This window comes from Capsulimonas sp., assembly GCF_039929585.1.
Taxonomy (GTDB): domain Bacteria; phylum Armatimonadota; class Armatimonadia; order Armatimonadales; family Capsulimonadaceae; genus Capsulimonas.
Genome location: NZ_JBDSQY010000047.1, coordinates 1 through 21,778, shown reverse-complemented (window position 1 = coordinate 21,778; position 21,778 = coordinate 1). Strand labels below are relative to the sequence as shown.

The 21,778-nt window shown below is 58.4% G+C and carries 13 protein-coding genes; 6 read left to right on the top strand and 7 right to left on the bottom strand.

Going from position 1 to position 21,778, the window contains the following annotated elements; all coding sequences use genetic code 11:
- Positions 1 to 169: 169 nt before the first annotated feature.
- A complete protein-coding gene (locus tag ABIZ35_RS03255) occupies positions 170 to 1,153 on the bottom strand; it encodes an AraC family transcriptional regulator (protein ID WP_348218438.1) in 984 nt (327 codons plus the stop codon).
- Positions 1,154 to 1,325: 172 nt separating this feature from the next.
- On the opposite strand from ABIZ35_RS03255, the gene ABIZ35_RS03250 reads away from it, so the two are divergent.
- The gene (locus tag ABIZ35_RS03250) at positions 1,326 to 3,251 is read left to right on the top strand and encodes an RICIN domain-containing protein (protein WP_348218437.1); all 1,926 of its coding nucleotides are present in this window, start codon (positions 1,326 to 1,328) and stop codon (positions 3,249 to 3,251) included.
- 32 nt (positions 3,252 to 3,283) lie between these two features.
- Positions 3,284 to 4,939 carry an RICIN domain-containing protein gene (locus ABIZ35_RS03245; RefSeq protein ID WP_348218436.1) on the top strand — a complete coding sequence of 552 codons (1,656 nt, stop codon included), beginning with the start codon at positions 3,284 to 3,286 and terminating at the stop codon, positions 4,937 to 4,939.
- 170 nt (positions 4,940 to 5,109) lie between these two features.
- Here ABIZ35_RS03245 and tnpA read toward each other — a convergent pair whose 3' ends face one another.
- The 5 genes from tnpA to ABIZ35_RS03220 form a co-directional block, all read right to left on the bottom strand.
- Complete coding sequence (tnpA, locus tag ABIZ35_RS03240) at positions 5,110 to 5,526, bottom strand: IS200/IS605 family transposase (RefSeq protein ID WP_348218435.1); 417 nt, start codon at positions 5,524 to 5,526, stop codon at positions 5,110 to 5,112.
- A 294-nt stretch (positions 5,527 to 5,820) separates the two neighbouring features.
- A complete protein-coding gene (locus tag ABIZ35_RS03235) occupies positions 5,821 to 6,666 on the bottom strand; it encodes a prepilin-type N-terminal cleavage/methylation domain-containing protein (RefSeq protein WP_348218434.1) in 846 nt (281 codons plus the stop codon).
- Between the two features lie 197 nt (positions 6,667 to 6,863).
- Complete coding sequence (locus ABIZ35_RS03230; protein WP_348218433.1) at positions 6,864 to 9,326, bottom strand: glycoside hydrolase N-terminal domain-containing protein; 2,463 nt, start codon at positions 9,324 to 9,326, stop codon at positions 6,864 to 6,866.
- Positions 9,327 to 9,449: 123 nt separating this feature from the next.
- A complete protein-coding gene (locus ABIZ35_RS03225; protein WP_348218432.1) occupies positions 9,450 to 10,328 on the bottom strand; it encodes an alpha/beta hydrolase in 879 nt (292 codons plus the stop codon).
- 133 nt (positions 10,329 to 10,461) lie between these two features.
- Complete coding sequence (locus tag ABIZ35_RS03220; protein WP_348218431.1) at positions 10,462 to 11,427, bottom strand: AraC family transcriptional regulator; 966 nt, start codon at positions 11,425 to 11,427, stop codon at positions 10,462 to 10,464.
- A gap of 168 nt (positions 11,428 to 11,595) precedes the next feature.
- Between ABIZ35_RS03220 and ABIZ35_RS03215 the strand changes: the two genes are divergently transcribed.
- Together ABIZ35_RS03215 and ABIZ35_RS03210 are read left to right on the top strand one after the other, a co-directional pair.
- Entirely contained in the window at positions 11,596 to 12,717 is a 1,122-nt protein-coding gene (locus tag ABIZ35_RS03215) for a glycoside hydrolase family 130 protein (RefSeq protein ID WP_348218430.1), read from the top strand.
- A gap of 228 nt (positions 12,718 to 12,945) precedes the next feature.
- Positions 12,946 to 16,029 carry a malectin domain-containing carbohydrate-binding protein gene (locus ABIZ35_RS03210; RefSeq protein WP_348218429.1) on the top strand — a complete coding sequence of 1,028 codons (3,084 nt, stop codon included), beginning with the start codon at positions 12,946 to 12,948 and terminating at the stop codon, positions 16,027 to 16,029.
- Here the strand turns inward: ABIZ35_RS03210 and ABIZ35_RS03205 are convergent.
- On the bottom strand, positions 16,017 to 16,964 hold the full coding sequence (locus ABIZ35_RS03205; protein ID WP_348218428.1) for an AraC family transcriptional regulator: 948 nt from the start codon (positions 16,962 to 16,964) through the stop codon (positions 16,017 to 16,019). The two genes, ABIZ35_RS03210 and ABIZ35_RS03205, sit on opposite strands and share 13 nt — an antisense overlap.
- Positions 16,965 to 17,102: 138 nt before the next feature.
- On the opposite strand from ABIZ35_RS03205, the gene ABIZ35_RS03200 reads away from it, so the two are divergent.
- Positions 17,103 to 19,820 carry a glycoside hydrolase family 78 protein gene (locus tag ABIZ35_RS03200; protein ID WP_348218427.1) on the top strand — a complete coding sequence of 906 codons (2,718 nt, stop codon included), beginning with the start codon at positions 17,103 to 17,105 and terminating at the stop codon, positions 19,818 to 19,820.
- Between the two features lie 114 nt (positions 19,821 to 19,934).
- Positions 19,935 to 21,683 carry a family 78 glycoside hydrolase catalytic domain gene (locus tag ABIZ35_RS03195; RefSeq protein WP_348218426.1) on the top strand — a complete coding sequence of 583 codons (1,749 nt, stop codon included), beginning with the start codon at positions 19,935 to 19,937 and terminating at the stop codon, positions 21,681 to 21,683.
- Positions 21,684 to 21,778: the final 95 nt, after the last annotated feature.

The following is a 21,778-nucleotide window of genomic DNA, read 5'->3' as shown; positions in this document are numbered from 1 at the left end:
CTTGAAGCAGGGAAGGGTTGGAAAGATGTTCTCGGGCGAAAGCCGCCTGCGACAACCAAATCCTAAGACCCTTCCCTGCTTCAAGGGAGGGGTGCCCCGAAGGGGCGGGTGGGTCACGCCCGGAGGGGTGGCGCGGAGCGCCGGGGTGGGTAGAATGTGGGGCCGAATCTCACTCCAAACGATCTCCCGAATATTGCTGCAACAGCGGCAGCGCGCCGTGCTGGCGAAAATCGCTGGGGGTCATCTTCATGATCTGGCGAAAGGCGTGCATGAAGTTGGCGTAGTCGGAGTACCCAAGCTGCAAGGCGATGTTCTTGATCGGCGTGTCCGTGTTTTTGAGCAGGAAGCAGGCTCTTCGGACACGCTGTTCGAAGCAAAACTGGCGCGGCGACATTCCTAAACGGCGATGGAAGCAGCGCGACAGATGCTCACGGCTTACGCCTAGCTCACGCGCAACATCCTTGATCGGAATCTCCTCATCGCCGCTGAGCATCGTGATGGCGTTGCGCACCAATTCAATCGCGGGGTCGGTGTCCTCCGTACAGCGGCCGGCCGCCATCAGCGCCAGCAGCAGTTCGATCACCAGCTGCGCGGCGTCCGACACGTGGATGTTCGTCACACGGTAGCCATCGGCTTCATAGGCGAGAAGGCGTTTGACGATCGGCGTCGTTGGAGGCAGTTTGTAAACCGATCCGTAGTTGTGGATTAAGGCCCGCGTCATGGCGTGCGCAGCCAGACCGTGGAAGTCGAACCCCAGATATTGCCACGGCTCCGTCGCCCCCGGTGGATAGTAGTAGGTGGCGTATGGATTGTCCTTTTCGACCAGGAACCCGGTTCCCGCCGGCACGGGATAAGTCCCCGAATCATCCTGAAACATCCCTGTTCCCGAAAGCGTGTAGCAGAAGTATCGGACCTCATCACCCGGACTGTACTTGCAGTCGTTACGATAACGCGCGTCGCGTGCGATCTGCATGGTCACATCGATCGAGCGCGGCAGCAAAGGTCCATTCTCCAGCACATGAAACGTCGTGTTCCACAGCGTCTCAAACGTGCTTTTGTGCGTCGAATGATGACGCGTCAGCTCCTCCATCGACACCGGCTCCGTCGCCACCGCCGGCAGCCAATCTACATTCGTGATCTTTCGATCCTTCATCGTCGTTATTCCACTCTGTTTCCGAAGCAAATGTCATTTGAGCACATAACAGATCACCTCATGGACATTGACGCTTCTTATCCAGTATTGTATCATAAATAAACCAGATCACGTTGAACATAATAGTTTAATTGCAATATTTGCTATATTACGTTCAAAGAGAAAGGAAACGATGACAAATCTATTTTTCAAAGCGATCGCCCACGGTGTGTCGATCCTTGCTATGGGCGTCTTGATCACTGCAAAAGGCGACGCGCAGATTCGGGTGGCGTGCGTCGGCGACAGCATCACCTGGGGTCAGGGCGCCTCCAATAGCGCGACAACAAGCTATGTCGCCCTGCTTCAGCAAATGCTGGGCTCGGGATACGCTGTCACCAACTACGGCAACCCCGGCAAGGCGATGATCTCGAACCCCAATCTGGACATCGCCTACGTCAAGACCGCTGAGTATACGAACAGCACCAACGCCAACCCAAACATCGTCATTATCCAATTGGGGACGAACGACGCGCTCGACAATGTCTGGACACAGCTGGGAGGTGAGTTCGCGGCGGACGCGCAGGCGCTGATCAACCACTACGCCGGCCTGCCCGCGCATCCCAAGATCTACATCTGCCTGCCGCCCGCCATCTACGGCGTCGGCAACCTGCGGGCCGTTCACCTGGAAAACGGCGTTATCCCCGCCCTGCGCACGCTGACAGGCGCGACTTTAGTCGACAACTACACGCCAACACGCAACGTCCCTGAAGATTTCGTGGATGGCGTCCATCCCAGCGACGCCGGCCATGCGATCCTCGCCAACGATGTTTACCGAGTTCTCACCAACGCGGCGCCGCTTCTTCCAAGTTACGACGCTGTGGGACCGGACAATCAAACCCGCATTTTGAAGTCCACCGACACGAACGGCTCGATCTCATTGCAAACGATCGCGACGGATGGAACCACAGTTGTCAGCACAAATACCTACGGCCCTTTCCCCGGCTGGCGCCCCACGGCGCTGTGCGTCGGCCCGGACAACTGCCCACATATCCTCTGGACGAACGTCAACCAGACGGTCAATCTCTGGAAGCTAAGCGCCGCCGGAACGAACCCGGTCATCAGCCAGACATTCGGGCCGATCACCTCATTTCTGCCGCGCGACATCAGCGTCGGCGCGGATAGCCTCCCACATGTCCTCTGGGACGACACCAACAACTCCGTCTTCTTATGGCGGCTCTCGGCGACGGACACGAATCCCGTGACCAGCGCCACATCGGCGGCGCCTGCGGGATATGCGGACAAGGCCCTCGCGGTGGGCGCCGACAACCTGCCGCATATTCTCTGGGGCAGCTACGACGGCCGCATGCAGCTTTGGCGCACGAACTCGGACGGAAGCGGCTCAGCCGCCGGCGCCGCTTACGGACCACTAACGGGTTACATCGCCGCCGATCTAGGCGTCGGCCCCAACAATCGGCCCCAAGTGCTCTGGAAGCACAGCGCCGGCTTCATCACTCTCTGGTCCCAGCAATCGGACGGCTCCACTCCTGTCAACTATCAGACCTACACGCCCACGACTGCGTGGCGGCAGGCCACTCTCGACATCGGCGGCGACAACCAGCCGCGCGTTCTCCTCAATAACAACGATGGAAGCGTCACTCTGAAAAAGTTCACGACGGCTTCCAATACCGCGCTTGCCGCCGGGACATATCGCATCACTGGCCGTCAGAGCGGCCGCGCACTGGACGCCATCGGCCAAAACACAGGCAACGGAACCGGGATCGATCTCTGGGATTACAACGCCGGCCTCAATCAGCGATGGACCGTCACGCCGGTCAGCGGCGGCTACTACAAGATCGTCGGGTTACAAAGCCGCCGCGGGCTGGACGTTCAGGGGCAGCATACCGTCAATGGAACGGTGGTCGATCTTTGGGATTACAGCGCCGGTCTGAACCAGCTCTGGACGATCTCCCCAACGGACAGCGGAAACTACGTCCTTCTCGGCGCGCAAAGCGGCCGCGCCTTGGAGGCGAACGGACAGGGAACCGGCAATGGAACCCCCATCGACATTTGGGACTACAGCGGCGGCTCCCACCAGCAATGGAGCATCAGCGCCCCTTAACGATATTGGGATGAAGAAAACTTAGGAGAGACATGAAAACACAATTCAAAGATGCATTATGGATCGGCAAGCTCACGCTCTGCCTTGCACTCACGGCGACGGCTTTGGGGGGCGGCGGAGCGGCGCACGCGGCGAGCGCGCCCGGCGATGTCGTCGGCAAGGTATCGGTCGGATATCAAGGATGGTTTTCCGCAGCGGGCGACGGTTCGCCCGTCAATGCCTGGGGACATCAAAACCTCGAAATGTGGCCCGACATGCGGGAGTACACAACGACCTATCAGACATCCTTCGCCAATTTCGGGAATGGGCAGCCGGCGAAGATGTTCTCCTCCTACGACCAATCCACAGTCAATGTCCATTTCAACTGGATGACGCAAAACGGGATCGATACGGCGGCGCTCCAGAGATTTGTCAATGAGATCACTCCCGGCAGCACCCTCAAAGCCCAGCGGGATGGAGTGGCGCTCAAAGTCATGAACGCCGCCCAAAGCGCGGGCCGGAAGTTCTACGTGATGTACGATACGTCTGGAGGGACGGCGGGAATGCAGGCCGACTGGACAAACACCATCGTCAACACCCTGCATTTGACGTCGTCTTCGGCGTACGCCAAACAAAACGGCAAGCCCGTCGTCTGCATCTGGGGCGTGGGGTATCACTTCTTTCCCAACCCCACGGACGGCGCGGCGATCATCAACTGGTTCAAGGCGCAGGGCTGTTATGTCATCGCAGGCGTTCCCGGAGATTGGCGCACCGGCACGGGCAGCGGCAACACACAGGCGGGTTATGGAACCGTGTGGCCGATCTGCGATATGATCATGCCCTGGCAGGTGGGCGGCGGCCCGGACGAGCCCTGGATGACCGCCGATTTCGCCTACTGCAACTCGCACAATATCGACTACCAATCGGATGTCTATCCCGGATTCTCGTTTCACAACTCAAACGCTGGCTCTCCGGCAAACCAGATGCCGCGCAACCATGGCGACTTTATGTGGTCTCAATTTGCGCTCGTCAAAAAGGTCGGCGTCCCGAGCGCCTACATCTCCATGTTCGACGAAGTCAATGAAGGCACCGCGATCTTCAAGTGCGCGGAGGACACCTCAATGAGCCCGACGAACCAGTGGTTCCTCAATCTGGACGCGGACGGCAAGCATCTCTCGTCGGATTACTATCTGCGCCTCACCAACAATGGCGGCAAGATGCTCAAGGGGCAGCTTCCATTGCAAACACTCAACTCCACGCCGTTTGTGATTAACTCCACGATCGCCAACGGAACCTATCGCATCATTGGCCGGGGAAGCGGCCGCGCTCTGGATGTCGGCGGACAGCTGATCGCCAATGGCTCTCCGATCGATCTCTGGGACTATAATGCCGGCTCTAATCAACTTTGGAGTATTCAGTCGATTGGCAGCGGTCACTATAAAATTATCGGCGTCCAGAGCGGCCGCGCCCTGGAAGCAAATGGCCAGGGAACCGCGAACGGCACGGCAATCGATCTCTACGATTACAACACCGGCACAAACCAGCAATGGTCCATCGTTCCAACGGACAGCGGTTACTTCAAAATCATCGGCGTCCAAAGCGGCCGCGCACTGGATGTGAACGGCGCCGGGACGGCGAACGGAAGCGGGACGGAGCTGTGGGATTATAATGGCGGCCTGAACCAGCAGTGGAGCGTTGGGCCTCAGTAACACCTAGGGCTGGAATTATCAATGTGAAACATCGAAGAACGCCTGGCGAATGAAGAATGCCCGGCGATTAAAATCGCGGCTAGAAAAGCACGATGTGTCCCTTCGGACACTCCAGAAACCATTCGATTGCGTTTCTGGGGTGTCCGTGAGGGCTGTTTGTATCGGAGTGGTTATTCGCAAAGCCACCGCTCCAAATCAGGATCAATGCTGTGGTTTCGATGATGTAATTCTTGATTCTGGATATAATCGCGGACATACGGCACGTCCTGACGCGCCAGTGTGAAGGCGCCATAAGCTCCTTGCCATTTGAATGGCGTGGCCCCATTACCTCGCGCAGATGCAAGATGTGACGACGCCCCCTTGACTTGTTTTACCAAATTCGAAATCGATACTGTCGGCGGCAAATCGATCAGCAAATGCACATGATCGACCACACCGCCAAGCGCCAAAACATCCGCTCTCAATACGGCGCACTCACGCTGAATCGCCGTATAGACCTCCGTTTTTCGTTCACCCACCAACAACGGCAATCGGTCCCAAGTCGCCCACACAAGATGGACATAAACATATGTCGCAGTATCCCGCATTCGATTAATTCCTCTCTGGAGTGCCCGAAGGGGCACATCGTGCACTTCTAGGCGCGAATTTATTCGCCGGCTATCTTAGGGCATTTGGACTAACGGAATGCGCCATTAAATCGGCAAACCATATCAACCACTGGCTTCCTACTTGCGCAATGTTCAGCCGAAGTGATTAGATACTCACCACAAAACACACAATCCGGAAAGGCGGAATCAGAGAAAATAATCTACACGGCGACACAAGAAAGAGCCCGACCGCGCATCGCGCGGCCGGGCTTCTGATCTTAATCTACGGTGTCTTTACTGCGGGCTGAATGTCGCCGAGAAGTGCTGGTTTCCACTCGTCAGCGCGTCCGTGCCGGAGGCGTTGAGGCCGGTTCCGCCGCCCCAGTTGTAGAGGCAGCCGTCCTGAAGGCACGTGGCGGCGGTCATGCCGGCGGGAATCCCGCCAGGGTTGTTGCCGCCGGGAGTTCCGCCGGAGGAGACAGCCGTGTTGCGCTGGAATTTGGCGTGGCCGTCGGCGAACAGGTAATTCGCGCCGTCGGTATGGCGGCCGGTCAGGCTCTTATCGTAGAGCGAGTCGTACGGGCGTCCGCCAATCGGGCCGGTGTCGTACTTCGCCCACGGGTTGGGAATGTAGCCGCCACCGCCGTCGCCGCCATTTCCGGAGACGGAATAGTCGAGGCCGGACGTCACGGGATCGACGACGTCGCCAACCACGCCGGAGACTTCAAAGTACATCACGGTGGACGCCGAGGCGTTCAGCGCGGCGACTGTGCCGGAGGCGGGAGTCAGCAGGGAGCTGAGATTGGAATTGTAGCCGTAACTGATCGGGACGCGGGCGTCGGGGGACGTCGTGGAATCGTCCGGACACTTCATCATTCCAACACTTTTGATATACGGCATCACGCGGCTCGCCCAGCCATGCCCGCCGTTGCCGTTATCGCATGCCATAAACGTCTCGTCGTTGTCCTGCACGTACTGCAAGACCGACAGGCCCAGCTGCTTTTGGTTCGACAGGCAGCTGATCTGCCTGGCCTTTTCACGCGCCTTCGCGAAAACGGGGAAGAGGATCGCGGCTAATATCGCAATGATTGCGATAACTACGAGTAACTCGATCAGTGTAAATCCCTTGTGGTGCTTCATAAATGTCGTGCTCCTTTGATGGCAAAAAATAATCCGTGGAGGTGATGAGGCGCATCAAGAAGCTCAGTCCTCTTGCGCTTATCATTACCCCCATATCATATCTTATCTACAGAGGAGCGTCAATACGGCTCACGTGACGCGCTTATGTGCTCACGTGATCTACAGGATTTCCACAATTAACGCTAAAGCCTGCTGTGTCAATTCCCGGACACCCGGAGCCGATCCAGTGTCATTGTGATCTTGGTGCTCTTCCCGGCGGGCAGATGCACGATCCGGGCAATATCTCCGAGCGGCGAGGCGCTTATCGCTGCCGCGCTGGAGATCGTTTTGATCCCGCCACGATCGATCAGTGTGATCTTTTGATCGGTATCCGACTTCAGCGTACAAGTCACTGAATTGCCGTTGGCGTCCCAGCGCAGGCTCTGGATCGTCACACGGTTGCGCCCCTTCACACCCGCAATCTCTCCCTGATCGAGCGACTGCGGAAGGGCGGGCAGCAGTTCCAGCACGCCGGGGCGGGAGGAGATCAGCATCTCCATCATGACGGCCGGGACGGTGTTGCATACATCGGCGCAAAAGATATCGTGATTGGCGTTATGCGATGCAAAAAGACTGTCGAAGTAATAGCCGTTCTTGAAGAGATGGAGCAGCTTGGCGTTGACCGCCGCATCGTTATTGACACCCGCCGCAATGAATGCGCTGTGCAGGTAGCCGTGGCCCGTACCATAATCGAATTGATCCTTCTTGGCAAGTGTGGTTGACGCCGACTGGAACATGGTGGGGTCCGTCTCGGGCGTGATCTCCCGGAACGGCCAGACTCCCAGCAGATGGCTAGAATGCCGATGATTATAGTTGTCTTCCAAGGCCGGCCACGACCACTCCTGCAAGGCGCCGTCGGAATTGATCAAATAAGGCGGCAGCTTGCTCAGAATCTTGGACCAGCGCTCCAATCCCTTCCCAGTCCCCCGTTCGACTTTCAAGATTTTGCACGTCTCAACCAGCGCCGTCAGCGCGAACTTCGCCCCGGCGATGTCGAACGAAGAGTTATTGACCAGTGAGACATGGACGTTGGCCGGCTGGTTCTCGGGGGAAACGGACCCGGCGAAGATATACTTGCCGTTGGCGTCGGTTTTGGTTAGGAAGTCCTCGTAGAAGTAGCCCATGTCTTTGAGCAAGGGATAGAGGCGATTTTTCAGGAACTGTGTGTCGCCAGTGACCAGATAGTGCTCCCAGAAGGGATAAAGCAGCCAGCCTTCCTCGCCGGTCGCGTACTGGTAGGGATAGAAGTCGCTGATCCCAGCCATCAGCCCCGATCCCGCCGCCGGCGTGTTTCCGCCGGCCACCATTCCCCGACAGCCGAGCAGTTTGCGCGCGTTGGTCTCGAAGTCGGGACGCCAGGATTCGTTGATCTTGAAGTAACCCTCCATCGCTTCGGGCATATCTCCGATATTACCGCCGGCCACTTGCAGGTTGAGATTGGCGTCCAAATGGTAGAAGCCGCCCCACCCCGCGCCGCAGTCGGCGGTCCAGATACCGAGGAGGTCGGGGGGTGTTTGATCGCTGCTGGACGAGAGGTAGTAGTACCGGCCCGCATCGAAGATCCGCTCCCACAATGCCTTGGTCGCGGTCAGCGAAGTCTTCTGTAGCGCCAGCAATTCTTCGTTCGTCCGGGCGCGATCCGTGTCCGTGGCGTTCAAATCAAGGCGCACTCGATTGTAGATCTTTTGGTGGACTGCTTTATGGCGCGCAAGAAGCTTTTGATAATCGGCAGGCAGCGCGGCGAGCTGCGCTTGAATCTTGCGCTGACCCCAATGCGTTTCGCAGTTCTCGTAATACTTCGCCGTGCGCGTCAACAAGATCACGGAGTCGGCGTTGACGATGTTCAGCACGTCCCCATTGACGCTCTTCGAGCCACCGACCGTCACCACGCGCGTCACGCCCTCATATCCCGTATTGCTGGGATTGGGCGAGTATTTGACCCGCATATTGAGCTCATCGGCGCTCGCAATGCTGTCGAATATCATATCGCGCGGAAAACCCATCTTGGCTTCCGTCGTCAGCTGAACCGAGCAAGTGATCTTCGCGCCACGCGGCGCCGTGAGATACTGCACGGTCACATTGTCCGGGCGCGAGACAATTGCGCGGCGCACCCATGCGCCGCGCCGATCCGTCCAATGGACGGCGATCTCTCCCGTCTGGAAGTCGCAAGTGCGCGAATATTGGCTGACGGCGCCGTCTTCCGGCGTGGTGATCCGCATTTCATATCCGGGATGCCGGTTCCCCTCCCCGCCCCCTTGGTACTGCGCGGACTTCACGGCCAGATCGTTCGCGGCGGCAAAATCTCCGGCGGCGCAGAGGCTCTTGATCGATTCCAAGTCGGCGGCGCTCACCTGCGCGAACGACCGGTCGTTCGTTTTTGCGAGATTGAAGCCGCGATCGTTGTAAACGACGGTCTCGTGGAGGGGGTCGCCGAAGACCATAATCCCCATCTTACCGTTGCCGGAGAGAAATGCGTTTTCCCACTCGCCGTATTCCATGGGGTAATTGTGCGAAACTCCCATGCGCTGGGGATTGTATCCGCCCGCAAAGCATGGCTGAACGCAGACGGATAAGAACGCTAAAATCAATATCAGATGGGCAAGAGTGTGTCGGAGCGTCATTTCAAACTTCCTATGTGAATAGGAATATTATAGAGTAAAGCATCGTGACAGTCAATTTGGGGATTGTGACTTCTCATGTGCGTTTGTGATGCAATTTGGCGTCGGCGTTCATTCATTCTTTACTTAGGGTTTGACGTTTGGTTTCAGAGTGCGTTCTAAGAACGCATCGATCATGGCGACATTGTCCGGCTGCATGAACTCCGGTCCGCCATGTCCCGCGTCGGGGATGATCTTCAGCGCGACGTCCGTTCCCGCCGCCTTGAGCGCATCGTAAAGTTTCTGGCTTTGCGCGACCGGAACCAGCGGATCTTTCCCCCCGTGCATGATCAGAAAAGGCGGCGCATTCTTAGATACGAACGTGATGGGACTGGCGTCGGAGGCGAGCTTCAGATTATCGGCGTCGCCTAAAAACTTTTTCACCATTCGGAGGCCGTCCGGGTTAACGATAGTGCTCTTATCCACCGGCCGAATATCTGTTGGGCCATACCAATCCACCACAGCCTGAACCGCGCTCGACTCTTTCTTCCAGCCGCCGTCGCCTGCCAGCCGCTTTACTTTCGGCGTTAACCCCAGCAGAGCGACCAGATGGCCTCCCGCCGAATCCCCCCAAACGCCGATACGCTTTGCATCGATATGATACTTTGCCCCGTTCGCCCGCAGAAACCGAATGGCGCATTTACTGTCCTGAATCTGCGCCGGATATTTCGCGACATCCGACAAGCGGTAATCGATAGAGCAGAAGACATAGCCAAGCTTATTGAAATGGTCGGCCGGGCCAAGCTGATTCGACCGATTTCCCGCCTCCCATCCGCCCCCATGGATATAGACCACGACCGGCAGATTTCCCACGGCGTCCTTAGGCATATAGATATCCATGAGCTGCTCTGGCCCGGATGCCGTATAGGGAATGGTAATAAACGCGGGATCGTCGGCCCTCGCGACAGGGGCGAACGCCAGAACGGCTCCGGCGATGACGGCGGTGCGGCGAATCCAAGTTTGCATTGGTATCAACATGAACGATCCTTTCGGTTTCAAGAAACGGCGACTTTCACAGTCTTAATCAGGCGGCGAGAAGTAAATGGTTATTTCTATAGAGTATATCACAGGAAAGATCTTCGATGGGAAGATTGGGAAATCAGTGGGTGAATGGCAGGAATCCGCGCTGCCGAAACTCGGTTGGCGTCATGTGCGTCACCTGGCGAAAGGCATGGACGAAGTTGGAGTATTCGGTATAACCTAGCTGCGCGGCGATGGTCTTGATCGGGGCGTTTGTGTCCTTGAGCAGCAGGCAGGCCCTGCGCATTCTCTGTTCGAGACAGAATTGGCGAGGAGACATGCCGACATGACGCTGAAAGCAGCGGGACAGATGCTCACGGCTCACGCCCAAGGCGCGCGCGACATCCTGAACCAGAACATCCTCACCGGTGCTCATCATCGGGATGGCGCGGCGGACCAACTCAATCACTGGATCGGTCTCCTCGCGCGCGCGCCCGGCCGCCATCAGGGCCAGCAGCAGTTCCATCACCATCTGCGCCCCGTCCGCAACATGGATGTTTGTGATCGAATGACCGTTGGCCTCGTATGCCAGCAGGCGCTTGATGATCGGCGTGTCGGGCGCCAGCGCGTACACCGGTCCGTATTTCTTGACCAGGGCGCGCGTCATCGCGTGGGCGGGCAAGCCGTTGAAGTTGAGCGCCAGAAAACGCCACGGCTCGCTCTCCTCCGGAGGGTAGAAATAAGCAGCGTCCGCATTGTCCTTTTCCACGAGGAAGGCGTGTCCGGCTGGAAGGGCGTAAGTCCCCGATTTGTCGTTGAATCCTCCCACGCCGGAAAGCGTGTAGCAAAAATATCGGTAATTCTCAAATTGGCTGTACCGACAGTCGTTTCGGTACAGCGCATTGCGCACGACCTGAACGCTGACATCAACAGGACGCGGCAGCATCGGCGCGTCTTCCAGCACATGAAAATGGGTGCGCCAGAGATGCTGGAATGTCGTAAAATGCAGGCGTCCGTGACCGTCCAGTTCCTCGGGAGAAACTTCGGCTGTCGCCAGAGGAGCAAGCGCATCGACGCTCAGACAAGAGGCGGAAGATTCATTCATCGGCGGCGGCTTTCCGTGCGGGGGAGATCACAATCGCACATAAAAGATCACATCTTAGACATTGACGCTTCTGAGCAGACATTGTATCATAAAAGTCCAAAGATCACACCGCGCCGACGGTATCGCCCGCATCGCCATTTCGGACGTCGTATCTCGAAAGAACTTGTCATGATCATTAAACACACGGCCGCCCTTTGCGCGGTCGTCCTCGCCGCCGCGCTGGGACATGCCGCCGCCGCGCCCGCCAGCCCATCACAAGCATCGTGGATGCTCGGCCCGTTCGCCAAGGCCGACGGCGCTAACCCGATTTTGAAGCCCAGCCCGGATACACTCTTCGACTGCCCCATGACCAAAACAAAGATCGCCTGGGAGCACGACCATGTGTTCAACCCGGCGGCGGTCGTGCGCGGGGGTAAGGTCTATATCCTCTACCGATCCGAGGACAATTCCGGCGACGGCATCGGCAACCACACCTCGCGCATCGGCCTCGCCGAAAGCAAGGATGGCCTGCACTTCACCAAGCGCCCCACACCAGTGCTGTTTCCCGATGAAGACGATCAAAAGTCCAACGAATGGACGGGCGGCTGCGAAGACCCACGCATCGTGGAGACGGACGACGGCGGATATCTTCTGACATACACTCAGTGGAACCGCAGGACGGCGCGGCTGGCGTCAGCGACCTCCCGCGATCTTATCCACTGGACGAAGCACGGTCCCGTGCTCGCCAAAACATGCAACGGCAAATTTCTAGACGTCTACTGCAAGTCCGGCGCGGTCGTCACCCGACGCAAGGGCGACCATTTGATCGCCGCGAAGATCGACGGCAAGTACTGGATGTATTTCGGCGAAGGCGCGGTCTATGCGGCGACCTCCACAAACCTGACAGACTGGGATCCGGTGCTGGATGATCGCGGCGAATGGAAGCCACTGCTGAAGACGAGAGCCGGGCATTTCGACAGCGCCCTCGCGGAATCGGGCCCGCCCGCCGTCATCACGGACAAAGGCATCGTCTTTCTCTACAACGGCAAAAACGCCGACGCGAATGGCGACCCCACCGCCCACCCGGGAGCCTACTCCGGGGGTCAGGCTCTCTTCGATGCCCATGACCCAACCCAGCTCATCGAACGTACCGACGGCTGTTTCATCACCCCCGAACGCCCCTACGAAACCAGCGGCCAGTACGCGGCCGGCACGGTGTTCATCGAAGGACTCGTGCATTTCAAGAAAAAGTGGTTTTTGTATTACGGGACCGCTGATTCATTTGTCGCGGCGGCGGTTGCTTCGGAATAATCAACGCCATCAAGCGTCGCGGGTATAAAACCCACGCCTGGGAGCGGCAAGAGCCGCTAATCGTCCGTGCCGGACGAGCATAAATGAAAACCCAAGGACAACAGCCTATTTTGTCCGTCCGGCACGGACGGTTAGATGCGGAGCATCTCCCAGACGTGGGTTTCATACCCGCGGTTCCGACCCGATTATAAAACCCGCAGGCCTTGATTATCAGGAATCACCCACAAAATGCGCCCAATCTCTCTCGCCCTAGCCGCCCTAATTCTAACGCCGCACATTGCCCACGCCGCCGGCCTCCCGCCCGCCGTCCCTCTTTCCAGTGGCTGGAAATTGCAGGACGCCGCTAAAATCGACGCGACCGGCGGCGTCGTTTCCGGGACGCAGTATCAACCGTTGGGCTGGTACAACGCCGTCGTCCCCGGCACGGTGCTCACGACGCTGGTTCACGCGGGCGTCTACCCCGAGCCTTTGTACGGTGAGAACAACCGGACGATCCCCGAAAGTCTGAACAAGACCTCCTACTGGTATCGCACGTCGTTCACTGTTCCCAAAAGCTATGGAGGCAAGACAGTCTGGCTCAAGTTCGATGGGATCAATTACGCGGCGTCCGTGTGGGTGAATGGGAAGAACGCCGGTGAGATTAAGGGCGCATTCACGCGCGGCGTGTTTGATATTACGCCGTATGTGACGGCAGGGAAGTCGGGCGTGCTGGCCGTGCTAGTCCAGCCCCAGCCGCACCCGGGCGTACCGCATGAACAGACGCAGGCGGGCGGAGTCGGGCCAAATGGAGGGATCACGGCGATTGACGGGGCCACGTTCCTCGCCTCGATCGGATGGGACTGGATGCCGGGCATTCGGGATCGCAATACGGGGATCTGGCAGGACGTTTCGCTCTACGCCACCGGCCCTGTCACTCTCGCCGACACGTATGTGATTTCGGATCTGACCACGCCCAAGCTCGATATCGCCGATCTGACCGTACAGACGATGGTGCGCAATACGACAGGCCAATCACAGGCGGGCGAGCTGGTCGGAGCGTTCGGTGGGGTCACGTTTCGTAAAGCCGTAACACTGACGCCGTCCGAAACAAAGCGGATCACTTTGACCGCCGCCGACACGCCACGGCTGCGCGTCCGAAATCCCAAGCTCTGGTGGCCCAATGGCTACGGCCCGCAAAATCTCTATCATCTGAAACTGCAATTCTTTGCAAAGAACGATGTCTCCGATGAAACGGATACGAACTTCGGCGTTCGCAAGATCACTTACGAAGTCCCGACTTCGGAGAATTTAACCCTGTCGGTCAACAATGTTCCGATCCTGGCGCGCGGCGGCGACTGGGGTATGGACGACGCGATGAAGCGAATCCCGCTCAAGCGACTCGACGCCCAGATTCGCATGCACAAGATCGCCAATCTCAATATGATCCGCAACTGGGTCGGGCAAAGCACCAGCCAGGATTTCTACGACTGCTGCGACAAGTATGGGATTTTGCTGTGGGACGAGTTCTTCCAGCCGAACCCCGGCGACGGCCCCAATCCCACCGACGAGGCGCTGTACCTGGCGAATGTCCGCGAGAAGATCCTGCGATTCCGAAGTCATCCGTCCATCGCCCTCTGGTGCGGACGCAATGAAGGCCCGCCGCCGCCGGGGATCAATGCCGGGATTCAGGCCCTCATGACCGAGCTGGACCCAAAGCGGCACTACCAGCCCAGCTCCACCGACGGGCGCGGCGTGCATTCCGGCGGCCCGTATTTTTACCAGGAACCGCGCAAGCTGTACAGCTTCAATGAGCCGTTCAAGACCGAGATCGGCGGCGTTTCCGTCCCCACCCTCGAAGGCGTCCGGGCGATGATGCCGGAGCGTGATTGGACCTCAATCAACGACGATTGGGCGGAACACGATCTGGCCGGAGGCGCGCAGGGCGGCGATTGGTACCCCAAGCGTCTGGGCGAGCGCTTTGGTAAGGCCGCAACGTTCGAAGACTTCATCCGTAAGGCGCAGCTCGCGAACTACGAATACCACCGGGCGGTCTACGAAGGGCGCAGCTCCAAGATGTTCGCGCCCGCCTCGGGAGTGATCCTCTGGATGAGCCACCCCGCGCAGCCCAGCTTCGTCTGGCAGCTCTACGGCTATGATCTGGAGCCCAACGCCTCGCTCTTCGGCGCCCGCAAGGGCAACGAGATGGTGCATATCCAGCTCAATCAAAACGACTGGCGGCTGATGGCGGTCAACAATACATCCCAGCCGCTCGCAAATCTCACCGCCACGGCCACTGTGCTGAATCTCGACGGCTCTGTCCAATACACGCACGACTTCCCCGTTGCGGCGGCGGCGACTGCAACGAGCGATGTGGGCGCGATCGACTGGCCCGCCACTCTTTCGCCTGTCCATTTCGTGAAGCTCACGCTGCGCGATGACCAAAAACGCCTCGTCTCGGAGAATTTCTACTGGCGCGCCGATCCCACGCATGAAGACGACTTTACGGCCCTCAATACTCTGCCCACGGTTACCCTTACGGCGAGCGCCGTGCGGCGCGACATGGACGTCAATCGCCAGATCGTTGTCACGCTCAAGAACCCGGCCAAAGTCGTGGCGCTGATGGCGCATCTCCAATTACGCCGCCAGACCAGCGGCGAGCGCGTGCTGCCGGCCTTTTACAGCGACAACTACGTTTCGCTCCTGCCCGGCGAAATGCGCACAATCACCATCGACGCCGCGAAATCAGACTTCGCCGGCGAGGCGCCGCAGGTTGTGATCGACGGATGGAATGTAACCGTCGCAAAGAAGAGCGCCAGCCCAAACGACGTCGGCTTCGCGCCTAACAGCCACGCCGCCGAAACGCACACGTTTGTGCGAAACGTCAAAGTGCTGAAAAATGTCAACTCCGGCGGCCCGGCACTGGGAATATTCTCGGGGGATGGAGATTTCGAGGGCGGGAATGTGTTTGCGTCGGACACGATCGTCGACGTCTCGGCGGCGGGAGCGGGCACAGCGGCCCTCTACCAGACGGAGCGCTGGGGCGCCCTTACCTACCAGCTCCCCGTGGAGCCGGCGGACGCGAAGAAGCCCGTGACGGTGCGGCTGCACTTCGCGGAAAACAAGTTCGACGCCGCCGGCCAGCGCAAGTTCGCCGTCGCGATCAACGGCAGGCGCGTGCTCGATGAGTTCGACATCTTCGCCGAGGTGGGCGCCAAGACGGCTCTGATCAAGGACTTTCCCGGGGTCGTCCCAAACGCCGACGGAGAGATCGTGATCGACTTTCTGCGTGGATCGGCGGACGAGCCTAAGATCTGCGGCGTTCAGGTTCTATGACCGATCCCCGCGCGGTATTCGCGCGGGGTGACGCCCACGCCTTTTCGGAAGACGTGCGTGAAGTAGGACGGCTGTTCGAACCCGGCGGCCGCCGCAATCCGGGTAATCGGCATGTCCGTCGTGGCGAGCAGCAATTTGGCGTGCTCCAATCGAATATGCCGCAGGTAGTCGCTCGGCGCGCGGCCCATCGCCGCTGAGAAGACCTCCGTGAAACGGTCCGCCGAAAGAAAGACCGTCGCCGCGATCTGCTCGATCCGCAGCGGCTCGGCGAACCGCTCCTCCATAAAACGCAGCGCCGTCGCCAATGTCTCCTCGGACTTCGGCGCTTTCACGATTGCGGCGCCCTTTTCAAGCTCCACGTTTTCCCCGCAAAATCGCGTCAGATGCACCAGCAGCTCCATGAATAAAGCGCGTGTCATCAGCGCGTTTCCGTAATCCCCCAGCAGCCACTCCGCATGCAGCGTGTCGACCAATTGCGTTATCCGCGCATACTGCGCCGGATTGAGGTGCAGCAGGCGGCCGCCGCCAGCGTCCGCGCGTCGGCCGGACAAAGTGTCTCCCACAAGCAGCGGCAGAAAGCCCGGCGTGGCGCGCAGCCAGTCCATTTCCAGCGATGTGAAAAGGTCCGTGGTGAAGTAAAGCGCATCGAGGATCAATTGCTCCGCCTGCCGATAGGCGTGAACGGACCCGGGGCGCATGATATAGACATCGCCGCGTGAGACGCTGTAGGACACGTCGTCGATCACATGACGTCCGGAGCCTTGACGGACGAAGTACAGGCCATAAAAGTCTTCGTGATGGTTGGTGTGCGTCAGCAAAAGCGGCTCGCGATCCAGATCGTCTCGCCGGCTGATCAAAGGCAGCAGGCGATCCACCGCGTCCACAGCTTGCGTGTTGATGTTTTCAAAACGATTTGAATTGACGGGGTTTTCCATGAGACGCCGTGAAACTGATACTATTCGCCGGATAACTGATATTCGCAACTTGGGTCGGCCGCTATAATAGAATTCAAGAATAGTATAGCTCCATCTTTGTCCCAAACAGCAAATTTGTCCTCACGGTAAGAAAATCATATGATGATGACACTCTCGAACCCCGAGGTTTCCTCGGCAACCCAAGATACAAACTCGGTGATCGTCACCCATCTGCGCTGCGAGCACGCCGACAGCCCCACATGCGTCGACAATCTCGCGCCTCGGCTCAGCTGGGAGATCGACGCCCAGCAGAGAGGCTGGATCCAGAGCGCCTACCGGATTTGGGTCGCGTCCGATCCCCAGATTCTGACCGAAGGCAAAGCGGACCTTTGGGATAGCGGAAAGGTGGAATCCGGGCAAACGACGGAAATCACCTATGCAGGACGAACTCTCCATTCCGGCGAACGCTGCTGCTGGAAAGTGCAGGTCTGGGATCAGACCGGCGAGTCGGGCGCCGTCAGCCCGGCGGCCATCTGGCGAATGGGGCTGCTGCATCCCTCGGACTGGAAGGCCGCCTGGGTCGCCGCCGATCTGGCAAGGGACGAAACCGTGGATGGGCTGATCCTCCCTCCATGCGCTTACCTTCGACGAGAGTTCGTTGTCGATCAGCCGATCAAGTCGGCGACGGTCTTCGCGACCGCGCGCGGCGTTTACGAACTGCATTTGAACGGCGCGAAAGTCGGCGATGCGCTGCTCAGCCCCGGCTGGACCGATTACAATAAACGCATCCAATATCAGTCCTATGACGTGACCGATCTGCTGACCTCCGGCGCCAATGCGCTGGGGTTCGTGCTTGGCGACGGGTGGTACAGCGGCTATGTCGGGTTTGACCACAAGCGCGACCATTATGGCGACCGCCCCCAGCTTCTCGCACAGCTCGTTCTTGAATACCCGGACGGGTCACGCGAGTTCGTCGCCACCAACGGCGGCTGGCATACAAGCTTCGGCCCGATCGAATACTCCGACTTTTTGATGGGCGAACGTTACGACGCACGCCTGGAGATCGACGGATGGAGCCTTCCGGGGTTTGCGGATTCTGAGTGGGCGTCTGTCCTGGTTCAGGAAGACGTCGTGACATCGCCCAGCCACCCCGCGCTGGTCGGCGATCCCGGGCCGCCCATCCGGGTCACGGAGGAACTGCGCCCGATCGCGATCACGCAGCCCACCCCGGGAGCATATCTTTACGACATGGGCCAGAACATGGTCGGCTGGACAAGGCTCCAGGTAGAAGCGGCCGCCGGAACGCTTGTTCAGATGCGCTTCGGCGAGATGCTCAATCCCGATGGAACGCTTTACACAGAGAACCTTCGCACGGCGCGCGCGAAGGACACCTATATTTGCAAGGGCGGCGGTGTGGAGACCTTCGAGCCACACTTCACGTTCCATGGCTTTCGCTACGTGGAAGTCACGGGCTATCCGGGTGAACCGGGGCTGGACGCGATCACGGGGTACTTTGTGGGTTCTGATGCGCCCGGCGACGGAACGTTCACCTGCTCGGATCCGATGGTCAACCAACTGCAAAGCAATATCCTTTATGGGCAGCGCGGCAACTTTCTGAGCGTTCCCACCGACTGCCCGCAGCGCGACGAGCGCCTGGGATGGCTTGGCGACGCCCAGGTATTCGTTCGCACCGCGACCTATAATCGTGACGTCCACTCGTTCTTTAACAAATGGATCCAGGATATGGAGGACGCCCAGTCCCCCGAAGGCGGATTCCCCGAAGTCGCTCCCCGCATCGTGGCCACCAACGACGGCGCCGCCGCCTGGGGCGACGCCGGCGTGATTGTGCCCTGGACGATCTACCAAGTCTACGGCGACACGGCGATCATCACAAAGCATTGGGCGGCGATGACGCGCTGGATGGATTATCTCACCAGCGTCAACCCGAACGGCCTATGGGAGAACCGGCGCGCCAGCGATTTCGGCGACTGGCTCTCCATTGCCGCTGACACGCCCAAGGATGTCCTCGCCACGGCGTACTACGCCTACGACGCCTCCCTGATGGCGCGCATGGCGCGCGCCCTAGGCCGCACGGACGAAGCCGCGCAGTACGACGCTCTCTTCGCGCATATCAAACAGGCCTTCAACGAAGCGTATGTAACGCCGGACGGGAAGATCAAGGGCGACACGCAGACCTGTTATCTGATTGCCCTTTACTTCAATCTGCTGCCGGATTCGCTTCGTCCACTGGCGGCGAAGCATCTGGTCGACGATATCGCCGCCAAGAACGGCCATCTGTCCACGGGATTTGTCGGCGTCGGCTATCTCTGCCCCGTGCTGACCCAGATGGGCTATAACGACGTCGCTTACCAGCTGCTCCTTAATGACACATTCCCAAGCTGGGGCTTCTCGATCCGGCAGGGCGCCACGACGATCTGGGAGCGATGGGACGGCTGGACTCCGGAAAATGGCTTCCAGGATGTGGGTATGAACTCGTTCAACCACTACTCCCTCGGCTCGGTCGGCCAGTGGCTCTACCAGTTCGTGGCCGGCATCGATACGGAAACGCCCGGTTTCGGCAAAATCGTCATCGCGCCCAACCCTGGCCCCGGCCTGACCTCCGCAAGCGCGGTCTACCAATCGGTCCACGGTCCGATCGCGAGCGCCTGGACCCAAGGCTCTCATGGCCTGACGCTGGATGTCACGATCCCCGCCAATACCACCGCGACGGTGTTCGTCCCCACGGACAATCCAAGCTCGATCACCGAGGGCGGCAAAGCTGTCGACGAAGCGCCCGGCGTGCAATTCCTGCGCCACGAAAACGGCCGCGCGGTCTACGCTGTCGGATCAGGCGCGTACGCCTTCACGGCGCGTTAATTATTAGCGCAAAGATCGAGGCGTATACGCGTCTCGATCTTTGGTGTGAGTCGCCATTCGTCATCGTGAAGCAATATGAAATACGGCATTTTAATTTTCCTGTTGGGCATCGCTTTGACAGTCAAGTCGACGGCGCAATCGAGCGACCGGATAGACCGCTGGGGCAAAAACTCTTTCATCTCGGCGCCCTCCTCGACGCTCAATGGCGTCAAGCCGCTGGCCAGTTGGATCTGGGATTCCGGACCCGAAAACCCTCAAAACACTTATCTGCTTGTTCGTAAGTCTTTCCATCTGGGAGAGCTTCCCAAAACGGCCAATGCGTTCATTTCCGCCTATGCCTACGCCGATGTCTATATCAATGGCAAGCTGCTGGAACGCTGCCCGATGAACTGCGATCCGGAGTATCAGTGCTACGATCACTTCAGCGTATTGCCTTACCTTCACAAAGGCGACAATTGCATCTCGGCGGTCGTACAGAATTTCGGAATTGGGCTGCACTCCCAGATGAACGCCCGGGGCGGTTTTTTCTTCCAGGGAAAGCTAGACTTCGCCGCCACTCCATCGATCAATATCTTGAGCGATAGCAGCTGGAAAGTGACCCAGGCCAAGGCCTGGAATACACAAACACGTTTGCGGGACCCCAACGCGCACCTGATTGGATTTGTCGAAGAATTTGACGCACGGCTCTGGCCCGAAGGCTGGCAAAATCCGGAATTCCACGATTCGGCCTGGGAGAACGCCAAAGTCATCGGCGTTCCTCCGGTGGCGCCGTGGAACAGCATGGTGGTAACCGAACGTCCGCGTCTGATCCGAAAAATCGTCAAGCCGGTTCGTAAATGGAAATCAGGCAAGGTGATGGTTTATGATTTTGGGGTGGAAATTGTTGGTTATCCGCAATTCGCCGTCAACGCCGCCAAAGAAGGCCTCTCATTCGAAATCGGAACCGGCGAACGGCTGGATGAGAACAAGGCGCCCTTGCTGCGCGCCAGCAGCGATCATTCCGAGAAATACACGACAAAAAAAGGACGCCAGAACTGGCGGCCCTACACATGGTCGGGCTTCCGATATTTTTCGATCGAAAGCAGTCCGGACATCGAGATTAAGAATGTCAGCGCGGAATTTTCCTGCTATGACTACGAAATGGACAGTTCGTTTGAATGTTCCGATCCACAGCTGAACGAGTTCTGGAAGATCGGGAAACACACCATGCGGATCAATTCGATCGATACGTTCGAAGATCCATGGCGTGAACACACGCAATATATCGCCGGCGACTCGCGGTATATGATGATTTACGGAAACTACGCCTTTGGCAAAAGTTCAAGATTTTTGTCGGCCTATAACCTCCTCTGCGGCGCCCAATCGCAGCGCTGGCGCAATGACGGAGCCATACGCACCCGCTATCCCACCGATTATTTTTTGCAGCCCGGCAGCTCCACCTATATCGCGGATTATCAGCTCGAATGGGTGCTGATGATGCATGAGTATTTCCTGTATTTTGGAAAAGACCCGCTGATTGAGAACTTATATCCCAACCTGAAAAAAGCGATGGAGTATTTCCAGCCGTTTGTGGATTCCAAAACAGGTTTGCTGGCCAATCTCCCCGGCTGGATCGTGCTCGACTGGCCCAATACCTATGGCATGGAGATGAAAAGCATCATCACTGGGATCAACTGCCAGTACTATGGAGCGCTGAATGCGGCCGCGGCCATCGCCGCCGACTTTGGGCATGACGAAAAGCAGGCGAAAATCTGGAAAGATCAGGCCGAGGCGCTCAAGCAAAACATCAATAAAAAACTGTGGTCGGAAAAAGACCGGGCTTACTGGGATAGTTACTGTAGTTTAGCGGTTTTGGAGGGTTGAAGATTTGAGGAGACGGGAATCGATATTCCAAAAACTTCCTGCCAGAGGTTATGGATATGATCCCGTCTCCCGAATGGGCGGCTCTTTTGGAACCG